Annotated in this window: 11 protein-coding genes; 3 read left to right on the plus strand and 8 right to left on the minus strand. The window is 62.4% G+C overall.

Annotated features, from left to right (window positions below; genetic code table 11):
- The first annotated feature begins 161 nt into the window (after nt 1-161).
- Both flk and apbE read left to right on the plus strand, forming a co-directional pair.
- The gene (flk, locus tag D781_RS15115; protein ID WP_015673207.1) at nt 162-1,190 is read left to right on the plus strand and encodes a flagella biosynthesis regulator Flk; all 1,029 of its coding nucleotides are present in this window, start codon (nt 162-164) and stop codon (nt 1,188-1,190) included.
- 62 nt (nt 1,191-1,252) lie between these two features.
- Complete coding sequence (gene apbE / locus D781_RS15120) at nt 1,253-2,284, plus strand: FAD:protein FMN transferase ApbE (RefSeq protein ID WP_015673208.1); 1,032 nt, start codon at nt 1,253-1,255, stop codon at nt 2,282-2,284.
- Between the two features lie 78 nt (nt 2,285-2,362).
- On the opposite strand, the gene D781_RS15125 is transcribed toward apbE, so the two are convergent.
- From D781_RS15125 to fabB, 8 genes are all read right to left on the minus strand, one after another.
- A complete protein-coding gene (locus D781_RS15125; protein ID WP_233494097.1) occupies nt 2,363-2,767 on the minus strand; it encodes a hypothetical protein in 405 nt (134 codons plus the stop codon).
- A gap of 204 nt (nt 2,768-2,971) precedes the next feature.
- A complete protein-coding gene (locus tag D781_RS15130) occupies nt 2,972-3,391 on the minus strand; it encodes a hypothetical protein (RefSeq protein ID WP_015673210.1) in 420 nt (139 codons plus the stop codon).
- A 175-nt stretch (nt 3,392-3,566) separates the two neighbouring features.
- The gene (locus D781_RS15135) at nt 3,567-6,704 is read right to left on the minus strand and encodes an efflux RND transporter permease subunit (protein ID WP_015673211.1); all 3,138 of its coding nucleotides are present in this window, start codon (nt 6,702-6,704) and stop codon (nt 3,567-3,569) included.
- Nucleotides 6,701-8,011, minus strand: coding sequence for an efflux RND transporter periplasmic adaptor subunit (locus tag D781_RS15140; protein WP_015673212.1), 1,311 nt, complete (start codon nt 8,009-8,011; stop codon nt 6,701-6,703). The genes D781_RS15135 and D781_RS15140 overlap by 4 nt, the downstream gene beginning before the upstream one ends.
- The gene (locus D781_RS15145) at nt 8,011-9,267 is read right to left on the minus strand and encodes a TolC family protein (protein ID WP_015673213.1); all 1,257 of its coding nucleotides are present in this window, start codon (nt 9,265-9,267) and stop codon (nt 8,011-8,013) included. Before D781_RS15145 ends, D781_RS15140 begins: the two co-directional genes overlap by 1 nt.
- Before the next feature lie 8 nt (nt 9,268-9,275).
- Nucleotides 9,276-9,599 (minus strand): copper-binding protein, encoded by a 324-nt coding sequence (locus tag D781_RS15150; RefSeq protein WP_015673214.1) that lies wholly within the window; start codon nt 9,597-9,599, stop codon nt 9,276-9,278.
- 70 nt (nt 9,600-9,669) lie between these two features.
- Nucleotides 9,670-10,092, minus strand: a complete 423-nt coding sequence (locus tag D781_RS15155; protein ID WP_015673215.1) for a hypothetical protein — start codon at nt 10,090-10,092, stop codon at nt 9,670-9,672.
- Between the two features lie 217 nt (nt 10,093-10,309).
- Complete coding sequence (gene fabB, locus D781_RS15160; RefSeq protein WP_015673216.1) at nt 10,310-11,530, minus strand: beta-ketoacyl-ACP synthase I; 1,221 nt, start codon at nt 11,528-11,530, stop codon at nt 10,310-10,312.
- A 171-nt stretch (nt 11,531-11,701) separates the two neighbouring features.
- On the opposite strand from fabB, the gene mnmC reads away from it, so the two are divergent.
- Nucleotides 11,702-13,723 carry a bifunctional tRNA (5-methylaminomethyl-2-thiouridine)(34)-methyltransferase MnmD/FAD-dependent 5-carboxymethylaminomethyl-2-thiouridine(34) oxidoreductase MnmC gene (gene mnmC, locus D781_RS15165; protein WP_015673217.1) on the plus strand — a complete coding sequence of 674 codons (2,022 nt, stop codon included), beginning with the start codon at nt 11,702-11,704 and terminating at the stop codon, nt 13,721-13,723.
- Nucleotides 13,724-13,769: the final 46 nt, after the last annotated feature.

Raw genomic sequence — 13,769 nt, forward strand, 5'->3', positions numbered from 1 at the left:
TAACGGCGGCGAGACGATTGGCAACGTTTTACCTGTAAAGAAATGTCGCGCGGATGGTATTGATAAGGGGAATTTACAGGTATCATAGTCGCTATACGACTTATAGAACCTGCGCTTTTCGCCGGGTATGACTTCTTTCTGCACAGCGAAGGACTGGTGATATGCAACCTTTGAGCGGCCCCGGCGCCCACAACCTTTCCGATCGCCCCCCATCCGGGGAGAAAAACACCACTTCCGATACGCAGCCGCTCTCTCCGGCGCAGCGCACTACGCTGGAAAAGCTGGTGGTCAAGATTATGGCCCTCAGCCCGGCCAAGTCCGCCGAGATTTGGGCCAGTCTGCGCCACGATCTGGGCGCCACCGACGGCAGCGAACTGCGGGCCCGCCACTTTCAGCCGGCGGAGCAGCTGTTGCAGCAGCGTCTGGGCCAGGCGCAGCAAAATCACGCCAGCCGTCAGCTGTTGCAGCAGTTGACCGAACTGCTGCCGCAGGGCAATAACCGGCAGGCGGTCAGCGATTTTATCCGCCAGCAGTTCGGCCATACCGTGCTGAGCCAGCTCAGCCATCCGCAGCTGCAGCAGGTACTGAACCAGCTGCAGAGCGGCAGCCTGACCATTCCGCATCCGCAGCAGAGCGCCGTCAGCGATCGCCCTCTCCTGCCGGCCGAGCATCAGAACCTACAGCAGCAGGTGACGCGCCTGAGCGCCGCCACCGGCGAATCGCCGGCCAAAATCTGGCAGAGCCTGTTTAATCTGGTCGGCGTAAAAACCAACGATCCGCTGCCGGCGCGCCACTTCCAGCTGTTGAGCCAGTATCTGCAGGTGAAAACGGCGCTGAGCGCACAGCACGCCCCGACGCTGAATAATCTGCTGACGGTGCTGAAACAGCCGGCGGACCGGCAAGAGCAGCAGCAGTTGCTGGATTACGGCCAGACGCGCCTCCACTGCGCGGCCAATACCCCGCTGACCCAGGCGCAGGTCAACGACGCGGTGAACCAGCTGTTCGCCCGCCGGCTGGAAAAAGCCGGCGTCACGCCGACCATCCACAGCGAAACGCAAACGCCGCAGCCGCAGCTCAACCCGTTGATCGCCAACGTGGTGCTGCCGCTACAGGCCGCCCTCGGCAAGCGGGGCTGGACGCTGCTTGCGCTGCTGCTGGTGCTGGCGATCGTCTTGGCGCTGGTGCTGTAATTTATTAATTTTGGCGCTTTGTTCTTGTCTAGCGCCTTTATGTTGTCTTCAAGGATCCCGTCATGGCCTACTCTTTCGCCAGAAGCCTGCCGTTCGTCGCCGCGCTGATGCTGCTCACCGCCTGCGATAACGCCACCACCCGCCCGCAGATGGATATCGCCGGTAAAACCATGGGAACGTTTTACAGCGTCAAAATCAGCGGCGAGGTGACGGAAAGCCGTCAGCAGCTGCAGCAGGAGATCGACGCGCTGCTGGAGCAGGCCAATGACGATATCTCCACCTACCGCGCCGATTCGGTGCTGTCGCGCTTTAACCGTTCGCACAGCAGTGCGCCGCAGCCGATCCCGCGCGGCATGGCGGATATTATTCTCACCGCCCAGCGCATCGGCCGCGATACCCATGACGCGATGAACATCACCGTCGGTCCGCTGGTGAATCTGTGGGGCTTTGGCCCGGACAAACGTCCGGTGAGCGTTCCCAGCCAGCAGCAGATCGACGCCGCCAAACGTAACGTCGGCCTGCAGCACCTGACGCTGACCAGCAATGCGCAGGGCGAGTGGCTGCAAAAAGATCTGCCGGGGCTGTATGTCGATCTGTCGACGCTGGGCGAAGGCTACGGCGCGGATCTGCTGGCGCAGCTGATGGCGCGTAAAGGCATCACCAACTACCTGGTGTCGGTGGGCGGTGCGGTGCGTTCACGCGGCGTTAACGGCCAGGGCCAGCCGTGGCGCGTGGCGATCCAAAAGCCCACCGACCAGGAAAACGCGGTGCAGGCGCTGGTGGATCTGCAGGGCTACGGCATCAGCACCGCCGGCAGCTACCGCAACTACTTTGAGCAGAACGGTCAGCGCTATTCGCACATTATTGACCCCAACACCGGCCGGCCGATTAACCACCGCCTGGTGTCGGTGACGGTGATCGCCCCCACCGCGCTGGAAGCCGACGGCTGGGACTCCGGCCTGATGGTGCTCGGCAGCGAAAAGGCGATGAAGCTGGCGGAACAGCAAGGGCTGGCGGTGTATATGATCAGCAAAACCGACGACGGCTTCAGCGCGCAGATGACGCCGCAGTTTAAAGCGTTTTTGCTGCAGTAGCGCCACATAGCCAATGACTGGCAATGGCCCAATGTGGCCTGCCAGTCATTGGCACTAATAAACTGATTAATCAATATATTAGCTGCCAAGCGCTCTGCCAATGCCTACAAGCACCCCACCGCTTGCGAAGATGGTCGACCAGATAATATGCATCCGATAATACACCGTGATCCACCCCGTCAGCTCGCGAGGAAGGGATTGCAGAAATGTATACGCCTCCAATGGCACAAAGGTATCCTTTCCTGTTTTTATCTTTTTATTTTTCAATAAATTTTTGAAAAAAACGGTTGGAAAGTAGCTACCGAAATAACCAAAATATACAGCGAGTTGATTGAAATCATTCATGTACAACCCCTCGTTTGCATATAGGGAGACAATACGCTTATATTTTTTGCGGTTTATCCCAAAAAAAATCATGGTGAGAAAACCAATAAAAGCGCCCAGAAAAAAGAGTATCGCCCCTGCATTCAACATTGTAGACATTATTATTTACTTATTGTTTTATAAAGGCTCTCACCGTCATCTCACCTGACTGGCCTACTATTGTGCCGCCAGCCAGACTGCCCGAAGAGACGTAAATAATCACACAGGCAACCATAACTCCCGGCCACCATCAAAAACGCCTCCTCCAGCACGACCAATAATGAGCCATACCTCTCAACGTGAAAGAGAGTATTCGCTTTTGCATTAATCAATTGGGTATCCCACGAATACTTTGACAATCCCCAACATGGTGCAACCTATCAAAAATAAGGTCGACCAGATGATATGCATCCGATGATATGTCGTGATCCACCCCGTTAACTCGCGGGGAAGAGATTGCAGAAATGTATACGCCTCCGATGGCACAAAGGTATCCTTTCCTGTTCTTATATTTTTGTTTTTCAATAACTTATTGAAAAAATTCGTTGGGAAATAGCTGCCCAAATAGCCAAAATATACAGCGAGTTGATTGAAATCATTCATGTACAACCCCTCGTTTGCATATAGGGAGACAATGCGCTTATATTTTTTGCGGTTTATCCCAAAAAAAATCATGGTGAGAAAACCGATAAAAATAGCCAGGAAAGAGAGTATCGTGCCGACATCCAGTAAAATCGAAATCATTTATTACCTATTATTTTAGCAACGGCGACGTTACCTGGTGGCAAAGGGACCGCTCCTGCGGCCCCCTCCGATTGCCGTTCACCTCGCTAATACCACCTACGGGCGGCAATGCTGCCGGCATATTACCGACCGCGCCGAGGAATAAAAATACCGATTCGCCTAATTAATCAACGTTTTATTCCCCGGACGGCTCCGCCGATTTATGCATCAGCAGATAGGCCGCCGGGATCACCAGCATCGATAAAATCGGCGCGCTGATCATGCCGCCGATCATCGGCGCGGCGATGCGCTGCATCACTTCGGAACCGGCGCCGTCGCTCCACATGATCGGCAGCAGCCCGGCCATAATGGTCGCCACCGTCATCACCTTGGGCCGGACGCGCAGCACCGCGCCCTCGGCAATCGACGCCAACAGCTGCGGGCGGGTCAGCGGCCCGCCGCTGCTTTGCTGCTGTTTGTGCAGCGCCTGGTTCAGGTACAGCACCATAATCACGCCGAACTCCGCCGCCACCCCGGCGAGGGCGATAAAGCCCACCGCACCGGCCACCGACAGGTTGTAATCCAGCAGATACAGCAGCCAGACGCCGCCGATCAGGGCGAACGGTAGCGTCGCCATAATCAGCAGCGCATCGCGCACGCTGTTGAAGGTGACGAACAGCAGCACAAAAATAATCCCCAGGGTGACCGGCAGCACGATTTTCAGCTGGGCGCTGGCGCGCTCCAGATACTCGAACTGCCCGGACCAGCTGAGCGAAATTCCGGCCGGCAGCTTCACCTGCTGCGCCACCGCCTGCTGCATCTCCTCCACCGCCGACTTCAGATCCCGGCCGCGCAGATCCACATAGATCCACTCCGACAGCCGGGCGTTCTCGCTTTTCAGCATCGGCGGCCCGTCGCTGACGCGGATATCCGCCAGCGCCGACAGCGGCAGCTGGCTGCCGTTCGCCGTCACCACCGGCAGATCGCGCAGCCCCTGCAGCGAGTCGCGGATCTCACGCGGGTAGCGCACGTTAATCGGATAGCGCGCCCGCCCCTCAATGGTTTCGCCGACGTTTTCACCGCCCACCAGCGAGGCCACCATCGACTGCAGCTCGTTCACCGATACGCCATAGCGGGCGGCGCGCTGGCGGTCGATATCGATATCAACATAGCGCCCGCCGCTGAGCCGCTCCGCCAGCGCCGAGGAAACGCCCGGCACCTGCCGCACCACCTGCTCAATCTGCCCGGCGACGCGCTCGATATCCGCCCGGTCGCTACCGTTAACCTTGATCCCCACCGGGCTTTTAATCCCGGTGGAGAGCATATCCAGCCGGTTGCGAATCGGCGGTACCCAGACGTTGGCGATGCCCGGCACCTTGACCGCCTCGTCCAGCTCCGCCACCAGCTTGTCCATGGTGATACCCGGCCGCCACTGGTCGCGCGGTTTAAAGCGGATGGTGGTTTCCAGCATGGTGAGCGGCGCCGGGTCGGTGGCGGTCTCCGCCCGCCCGACCTTGCCGAATACCGTCTCCACCTCCGGCACCGTTTTAATCAGCCGGTCGGTCAGCTGCAGCAGACGCCCCGCCTCACGCACCGAAATGCCTGGCAGGGTCGACGGCATATACAGCAAGTCGCCTTCATCAAGCGGCGGCATAAACTCGCTGCCCAGCCGGCTGAGCGGGTACAGCGTCAGCGCCAGCAGCAGTGCGGAAAGCCCCAGCGTCAGACGCGGCCGCGCCAGCACCGCCGCCAGCAGCAGCTGGTACAGCCGGATCAGCCAGCGGTTAACCGGGTTGGCCTGCTCGTCGGGAATACGGCCGCGGATAAAGTAGCCCATCAGCACCGGCACCAGCGTAATGCCCAGCCCGGCCGCCACCGCCATCGCATAGGTTTTGGTGAAGGCCAGCGGCGCAAACATCTTGCCCTCCTGCGCCTGCAGCGTGAACACCGGGATAAACGACAGTGTGATAATCAGCAAACTGCCGAACAGCGCCGGGCCGACCTCCACCGCCGCCTGCTCGGCGATGCGCCAGTAGTCCTGCGCCGCCGGCTGCCGTTCGGGATGGCGCTGCCGCCACTGCTCCAGCACCTTATGCATGTTCTCGATCATGACGATCGCTGCATCCACCATGGCGCCGATGGCGATGGCGATACCGCCCAGCGACATGATATTGGCGTTCACCCCCTGGTAGTGCATCACCACAAACGCGCCGAGAATGCCGAGCGGCAGGGTCACCATCGCCACCAGCGCCGAACGGAAGTGGAACAGGAACAGCGTGCATACCAGCGCCACCACCGCGAACTCCTCCAGCAGCTTGAACGACAGGTTATCAATCGCCTGTTCAATCAGCTGTGAACGGTCGTAAACCGTGACGATTTCCACGCCCGGCGGCAGCGTCTGCCGCAGCTGCTGCAGCTTGGCCTTCAGCGCGTTGATGGTTTCCAGCGCGTTCTGGCCGTAGCGCATCACCACAATGCCGCCGGCCACTTCCCCTTCGCCGTTCAGCTCCGCCACGCCGCGGCGGATCTCCGGCCCCTCACGCAGCGTCGCCACCTGCGACAGCAGGATCGGCACGCCGTCGCGCACCGCAATCACCACATCGGCGAAATCCGCCGGCGTTTTCAGGTAGCCGGCGCTGCGCACCATATATTCCGCCTCGCCCATTTCCAGCAGCGCGCCGCCGCCCTCCTGATTGGCCTCCTGCAGCGCCTTAACCACCTGCTGGTGGGAGACGTTGAGCGCACGCAGGCTTTCCGGGTTGAGCACCACCTGATACTGACGCACCATGCCGCCGACGCTGGCCACTTCGGCGACGTTGGGCACGGCCTTCAGCTCAAACTTCAGCGTCCAATCCTGCAGCGCGCGCAGATCCGCCAGGCTGTGGCGACCGCTTTTGTCCACCAGCGCATACTCATACACCCAGCCGACGCCGGTGGCGTCCGGCCCGAGCGCCACTTTCACCTGCGGCGGCAGCGAAGACTGCACCTGGCTGAGCGACTCCAGCACGCGCGAGCGCGCCCAGTACAGATCGGTGCCGTCCTCAAACAGGATGTAGACATAGGCGTCGCCGAACATGGAGAACCCGCGCACGGTTTTCGCGCCGGGCACCGTCAGCATGGTGGTGGTCAGCGGATAGGTCACCTGATCCTCCACCACCTGCGGCGCTTTGCCCGGGTAGCTGGCGCGGACGATCACCTGGACGTCGGACAGATCCGGCAGGGCGTCCAGCGGCGCTTTCTGCAGCGCCCAAATCCCCCAGCCGGCCAGCATCGCCGCCGCCAGCAGCACCAGCAGCCGGTTGCGCAGCGACCAGCGAATGATTGCAGCTATCATTGATGACCTCCGTGTGCGCTGTGATCCGTATGCTGTCCATGCGCCGCGGTTTGCGGCGCTGTCTCCGCCGCCGGGTGCTGATGCGCCCCGTGCTGCGCAGGTTCGGCCGCCAGCTGCGGCAGCGCGCTGCGCAGGCTGGCCTCAGAGTCGATCAGGAACTGACCGGCGGTCACCACCCGCTGCCCGGCCTTCAGCCCGCGCATGATCTCTACCCAGCCGTCCTGCTGCCGACCGGTCGCGACCTCGACCGGCATAAAGTAGCCGTCGCCCTCGCTCACCAGCACTCGGTTGCGGTCGCCGCTCATGATTAACGCCTCCAGCGGAATCGCCGGCACCGGCTGCCCCGCCGCTGGCTGGCTGAGCCGCACCTGCAGATACATGCCCGGTTTAAGCCGGTGCTGCGGATTTTGCAGCTTCACCCGCGCCTGGAAGGTGCGCGTCAGCGGGTCAACATTCGGCAGCAGTTCATCGATCGTGCCGCTGAAACGCTCACCCGGCCAGCTGGCGCTGCCGGCGCTGACCGCATCGCCGACCTGCACCACCCCGGCCTGCGCCTGCGGGTAGTCGATCACCATCCACACCCGATCGAGCGTCGCCAGTTCAAACAGCCCCTGCGCGGCGCTGACCTGCGCACCTTCGCGCACATCCAGACGGTTGATAAAACCGTCGGCGGGCGCCCGCACGGTCATGCGCGTCTGCGGCCGGCCGCTGCGCTCCACCTCGCGGATCACCGCCTCCGGCATAAACTGCAGCTGCAGGCGCTGGCGCGCCGCGGCGCTCAGCGCGCTGTCTCCCAGACGGCGCACCGCCAGATACTCCTGCTGCGCCGCGTGCCACTCCGGGATCCACAGCTGCGCCAGCGCCTGCCCTTTTTTCACCTGCTGCTGGCTGGCGCGCACCCACAGTTTTTCCACCAGACCGTTGGCGCGCGCGGCGATGGTCTGCACGCCGCGCTCGTCAATCGCTACGCTGCCGTACGCCTCCAGCTGCGGCGTCAGCGGCCGCAGCTCCACCGCCGCGGTGCGCACGCCGAGGTTTTGCTGCTGACGGGCGCTGATGGTCACCCCGCCCTGTTCCTCAACCTCATCGGCATAGCGCGGCACCAGATCCATATCCATAAACGGTGAAGGCCCCGGCTTGTCAAAACGTTGTCCCGGCACCATCGGATCGTACCAATACAGCACCTGACGCTCGCCCGCCGACGCTGCGCTCTGCGCCGGGGACGACGACGGCGTCGCCAGCCAGTAACCGGCCCCGGCGCCTGCCGCCAGCGCCGCCAATAACGCAAGGTTAAAACGCATTTTCATCAGAGGGTCTCCTGCGGGATCAGATAACGAATGGCGGCCCACAGCTGAGCCAGCTGGCGGGCGGCCTGACCGGCGTTCAACCGGGCATCCAGCAACGCACGGCGCGCCGACAGCACGGCGGAAAGGTTGCTGCCGCCGCTGCGGTACTGCGCCAACAGCAGATCGAGGCGCTGCTGCTGCAGCGGAATCACCTGCTGCTGCTGGCGTTGCCACTGCTCCTGCGCCGTCTGGTACTGCGCCAGCAGGGTGTCCAGCTGCGCCTGGTGGTCGCGAATAAGCAACGTCAGCTGATCGTTGGCCTCCAGGGTGCGCGACACGTCGGCGGCATAGTTTTTATCCTGCCTTTGCGCTTTAAACAGCGGCAGATCGACGCTCAGCATCACGCCGGCCATATCTTCATAACCGTCGGCGCGGCGCGCGTAATACAGCTCCACGCCGACGTCGGGAATGGCGGCGATTGCTGACTGGGCGGAACGCGCCTTGGCCACATCGGCCTCACGACTGGCCTGCACCACCTCCGGGTGCTGGCGTATCGCCTGGCGCAGCACGTCGCCGTCGGCCGGCAAACGCTCAAAACGCGGCAGCTTGCCGGCAACCTGGTCGATCTGTTGCCCGGTCAGCTGCGTCAGCCTGGCCTGCGCCACCGTCACATCGCGCTTGGCAATGCTGATTTGATCCTGCATCGTCAACAGCGTCAGACGCGCGTCCACCACCTCGCTGGCCGACGAACTGCCGCTGGCTACGCCGGCGCGCTGTGCGGCAATCTGGCGCTCGCTCTCCGTGACCAGCGCTCTGGCGTCATGCAGGGTTTGCCGGCTGAGCGCCAGCTCCAGCCAGGCCTGCGCCGTCTGCTGCTGCAGGCGCGCGCGGATCGTCGCGCTGCTGGCCGCGGTTTTTTCCGCTTCGGCCCGCAGCGTGTCGGCCTTACGCTGGCGCTTATCGCCGCTGACGTAATCCTGCATGATGCCGACGCGCCCCATGGTCATGCCGTCGCGCGTCAGGCGATGTCCATTACCGCCCTGCACCGGCACGTTCTCAATGCCCAGCTTCAGTTTGGGGTCCGGCAGCTGCAGCGCGGAGTCCGCCATATTGCGCAGCGCCGCGGCCTGATGGCGATTGGCGGACAGTTCGGCGGAGTAATGCTCCGCCGCCGCCAGCGATTGATCCAGCGTCAGGCCGGCCGCCTGCGCGCCCGCCGAACAACAGGCAAGCAGCAGCCAGCCCACCCGCATCGGGTGAGAAAATAAGTTGAACATGCTGCTCCTTACTGCTGGCTGGCGCTGAGGGCGATCAGCTGATAGCCGCCGTCTACCTGACGGAAGCTGAACTCAATCGGCGTATCGGCGGGCAGCGCCGCCAACGGCGGCTGCGGCTGCAGGAAGTTCATGGTCATCGGCGGCCAGCCCAGGGACTCAATCGCCGGGTGGGCAATCGACACCTTGTGACTATTCCAGGCTTTCAGCACGCCTTGGCTGTGGGTAACCGCCGTATCGTGCACGGCGGCAGAGTGGGACGCCGCCGGCTCGGCGGCCAGAACGACGGGAGATAACAGCAGTGAAAAAACGGCAACGCTCAATAAATTACGCATAACGATAGCTCCATAAAATAGTTAACCAACACGAAATGCCGTCCGCTGGGACGGTAAAGCGCGAGGTTGGCTATTCACGGAACCGACAGAATACAACCTCTGTCGGCGGCCCTGCTATCGGCGGCGTTTGCCAGTGGGAACGGGAAATCTGCGGGGCGAAGCGCGGTACGGCGAGCGATAGGCCAAAACTGGCCGGCAGGGCCGCCAGCGACAGGCTGGCGTGATCCTGCTGCGCGTTGTCCGGCACGCAGTGCTTTTCACACAGCGCATCAGCGCCCGCTGGGTGTGCCATCGCCGACGCATCCGGCTGCAGGTGCGCCATATGCTGGGCGGCAACCGCGCTGCCGAGCGGACGCAGGTCGCAACCGTGGCCTGCCAGCGCCAGCTGGCCGTTAAACAGCAGCCAGACCAGCAGCAACAGCCATGCACCGCCGCGTTTGCTGACGAAGCGCAGACGGTGCATAAACTGTGACAGAGCGGCCTGAACGGACATTTATTCTTCCTGGAAATATGTCACCAAGAGTATTGCTAAACGGCGAATGCCTTTCGCCTCTGGAGACGGAATGAGGTCATCATGACGGAGGCAGGATAAAATTCTTTGATTTCAGTCAATGGCGGGCGGCGCATGCGTCAACTGGCGCGCAAAAAAAATGGGTTCGCTAAAGCGAACCCATGGTTTGATGCTGAATCTATCCAGCAGACGAATAAACTTACTTCTGCAGTTTACGCATCACCAGCGTGGCGTTGGTGCCGCCAAAGCCGAAGCTGTTGGACATCACGGTGTTCAGTTCACGCGTGGTCGGCTGGGTGACGATGTCCATCCCCGCCGCTTTCTCGTCCAGATTTTCAATGTTGATGCTCGGGGCGATAAAGCCGTGTTCCAGCATCAGCAGGCTGTAGATCGCTTCCTGCACCCCGGCGGCGCCCAGCGAGTGGCCGGTCATCGCTTTGGTGGAGGAGATGGCCGGCGTGGTGTCGCCGAACACTTCGCGGATGGCCCCCAGTTCTTTCACATCGCCGACCGGCGTAGAGGTGCCGTGTACGTTGATGTAGTCGATCGGCGCATCCAGATCCTGCATCGCCATCTTCATGCAGCGCACCGCGCCTTCGCCGGATGGCGCAACCATGTCAGCGCCGTCAGAGGTAGCGCCGTAGCCGACGATTTCAGCATAGATGTGCGCGCCGCGCGCCAGCGCGTGCTCCAGCTCTTCGACCACGACCATGCCGCCGCCGCCGGCGATCACGAAGCCGTCGCGATCGGCGTCGTAGGTACGGGAGGCTTTTTCCGGCGTTTCGTTATATTTGGTGGACAGCGCGCCCATGGCGTCGAACTCGCAGGCCATTTCCCAGCACAGCTCTTCGCCGCCGCCGGCAAAAACGATATCCTGTTTGCCCAGTTGGATCTGCTCGACCGCGTTGCCGATACAGTGCGCAGAGGTGGCGCAGGCAGAGCTGATGGAGTAGTTGACGCCGTGGATCTTAAACGGCGTCGCCAGGCAGGCGGAAACGCCGGAAGCCATGGCCTTGGTCACCACGTAAGGACCTACGGCCTTCAGGCCGCGCGGGCTGCGCATCGCGTCAGCACCGAACACCTGGAAGCGCGGGGAACCGCCGCCGGAGCCGGCAATCAGGCCGACGCGCGGGTTATTCTGGTATTCTTCTTCCTTCAGGCCGGAAGACTGAATCGCTTCCTGCATTGACAGGTAAGCATAGATGGAAGCATCGCTCATAAAGCGCACGACTTTACGGTCGATCAGGCCGGCAGTGTCCAGTTTAACATTGCCCCATACGTGACTACGCATGCCGGAATCTTTTAACTCCTGAGAGAAAGTAATCCCAGAACGTCCTTCCTGCAGGCTCGCCAGGACCTCCTGTTGGTTATTACCAATGCTGGAGACAATACCCAGGCCAGTAATCACTGCACGTTTCATTCAATACCTCTTCCACAATTTTACATTCGGGATTTTGCCTCGCACTTTAGCGTACAGATGTACGCCGAACAAGTCCGATCAGCGTTTTTCAGCTTTATTCTTATCCAGTTTGCGCCGCAGCGCCAGCGCCGTTAAAATCGCGCTACCTCCTTGAATGACGAGCAACCAACCGTGAGCAACTCCCCCATCCAAACCGCTGCGCTATCCTGGAACGAACAGGGTACACCTGTTTCGAAACAGTTTGATGACGTCTATTTTTCCAATCAGGATGGGCTGGAAGAAACCCGCTACGTCTTTCTCGGCGGCAACCGGCTGCCGGCGCGCTTCGCGGCACATCCGCGTCCGCTGTTTATCGCGGCGGAAACCGGCTTCGGCACCGGGCTGAACTTTTTAACCCTGTGGCAGGCGTTTGAGCGCCATCTGCAGGCCAATCCCGACGCCCCGCTGCAGCGCCTGCACTTTATCAGCTTTGAGAAATTTCCGCTGCAGCCGGCGGATCTGGCGGCGGCGCACGCCCGCTGGCCGGAGCTGGCGCCGTACGCCGATCAGCTGCGCGCCAGCTGGCCGCAGGCGCTGCCCGGCTGCCACCGTCTGCTGCTGGCGGAGGGCCGCATAACGCTCGACCTGTGGTTCGGCGACGTCAACGCGCTGCTGCCGCGCTTCGACCACAGCATCAATAATCAGGTCGACGCCTGGTTCCTCGACGGCTTCGCCCCGGCGAAAAACCCCGATATGTGGAGCGAACAGCTGTTCGCCGCCATGGCGCGCTTCGCCCGGCCGGGTGGCAGCTTCGCCACCTTTACCGCCGCCGGCTTTGTACGCCGCGGCCTGCAGCAGGCGGGCTTTACGGTGGAAAGAACCAAAGGCTTCGGCCAGAAGCGCGAAATGCTGGTCGGCACGCTGCCGACGGACAGCGCGCCGACGCCCGACCCGACGCCGTGGCTCCATCGGCCGGCCGCGGGTACGACGCAGGATATCGCGCTGATCGGCGGCGGTATTGCCAGCGCCCTCACCGCGCTGGCGCTGCTGCGGCGCGGCGCCAACGTCACGCTGTACTGCGCGGACGATGAAGCGGCCGCCGGCGCCTCCGGCAACCGTCAGGGCGCCCTGTATCCGCTGCTCAACGGCCGCGGCGACGTGCTGGAGCGTTTTTTCAGCGCCGCCTTCCCCTTTGCCCGCCGTCTGTACGACGCGCTGGCAGAGCACGGCGTCGCCTTCGAACACCGCTGGTGCGGCGTCAGCCAGCTGGCCTATGATGAAAAAAGCGCGGCGAAAATCGGCAATATGCTGGCTACCGACTGGCCGGAAGCGTTCGCCTTTGCCGCCGATCGCGATACGCTCAGCCGGCTGTGCGGCGTCGACAGCGGCTTCGGCGGCATCAACTATCCGCAGGGCGGCTGGCTCTGCCCGGCGGAGCTGACCCGCGGCGCGCTGGAGCTGGCGCAGCGCCAGGGGCTGAGCTGCCATTACCGCCACCGCCTCAGCGCGCTGACGGCGGAATCCGGCGGCTGGCGGCTCGACTTCAGCCACGGCGCCAGCCGGCGGCATCAGGTGGTGCTGCTGGCCAACGGCCATCAGTTGGCGGCGCTGCCCCAGTGCGGCGAACTGCCGATGTACGCGGTGCGCGGCCAGGTGTCCCATATTCCGACCGCGCCGGCGCTGGGCCAGCTGCAACAGGTATTATGCTATGAAGGTTATCTGACGCCGGTCAGCCCGCAGCATCAGCAGCACTGCATCGGCGCCAGCTACCAGCGCGGCGTGACCGATACCGCCTACAGCGAGCAGGAGCAGCAGGAAAACCGCGCGCGGCTGCTGCGCTGCCTGCCGCAACAGGCGTGGACGCAGCAGGCGGACGTCAGCGGCGGGCAGGCCCGCTGCGGCGTGCGCAGCGCCACCCGCGATCATCTGCCAATGGTCGGCGCGCTACCGGACTACCGGCAAACGCTGGCGCAGTACCAGAATCTGCCGCAGCGGCGTCAGCGCGGGGAAGTGATTGACCGGGCGCCGGTCTACCCGAACCTGTTTATGCTCGGCGGGCTTGGCTCACGCGGGCTGTGCTCCGCGCCGCTGGCGGCGGAGATCCTGGCGGCGCAGCTGTTCGGCGAACCGCTGCCGGCCGACGCCGAGGTGCTGGCGGCGCTCAATCCGAACCGGATGTGGGTAAGAAAACTGCTGAAGGGGCGCCCGCTGTAAACCGGGCGGAGGCGCGCCCTTCTCCCCGCACGGCGAGAGGGGCGGC

It is taken from the genome of Serratia sp. FGI94, assembly GCF_000330865.1.
Lineage (GTDB): Bacteria > Pseudomonadota > Gammaproteobacteria > Enterobacterales > Enterobacteriaceae > Serratia_B > Serratia_B rubidaea.

Coding starts and splice junctions, on each gene's coding strand:
- flk (WP_015673207.1), top strand. CDS start 162: ATGCAACCTTTGAGCGGCCCCGGCGCCCACAACCTTTCCGATCGCCCC.
- apbE (WP_015673208.1), top strand. CDS start 1,253: ATGGCCTACTCTTTCGCCAGAAGCCTGCCGTTCGTCGCCGCGCTGATG.
- D781_RS15125 (WP_233494097.1), bottom strand. CDS start 2,767: ATGTCTACAATGTTGAATGCAGGGGCGATACTCTTTTTTCTGGGCGCT.
- D781_RS15130 (WP_015673210.1), bottom strand. CDS start 3,391: ATGATTTCGATTTTACTGGATGTCGGCACGATACTCTCTTTCCTGGCT.
- D781_RS15135 (WP_015673211.1), bottom strand. CDS start 6,704: ATGATAGCTGCAATCATTCGCTGGTCGCTGCGCAACCGGCTGCTGGTG.
- D781_RS15140 (WP_015673212.1), bottom strand. CDS start 8,011: ATGAAAATGCGTTTTAACCTTGCGTTATTGGCGGCGCTGGCGGCAGGC.
- D781_RS15145 (WP_015673213.1), bottom strand. CDS start 9,267: ATGTTCAACTTATTTTCTCACCCGATGCGGGTGGGCTGGCTGCTGCTT.
- D781_RS15150 (WP_015673214.1), bottom strand. CDS start 9,599: ATGCGTAATTTATTGAGCGTTGCCGTTTTTTCACTGCTGTTATCTCCC.
- D781_RS15155 (WP_015673215.1), bottom strand. CDS start 10,092: ATGTCCGTTCAGGCCGCTCTGTCACAGTTTATGCACCGTCTGCGCTTC.
- fabB (WP_015673216.1), bottom strand. CDS start 11,530: ATGAAACGTGCAGTGATTACTGGCCTGGGTATTGTCTCCAGCATTGGT.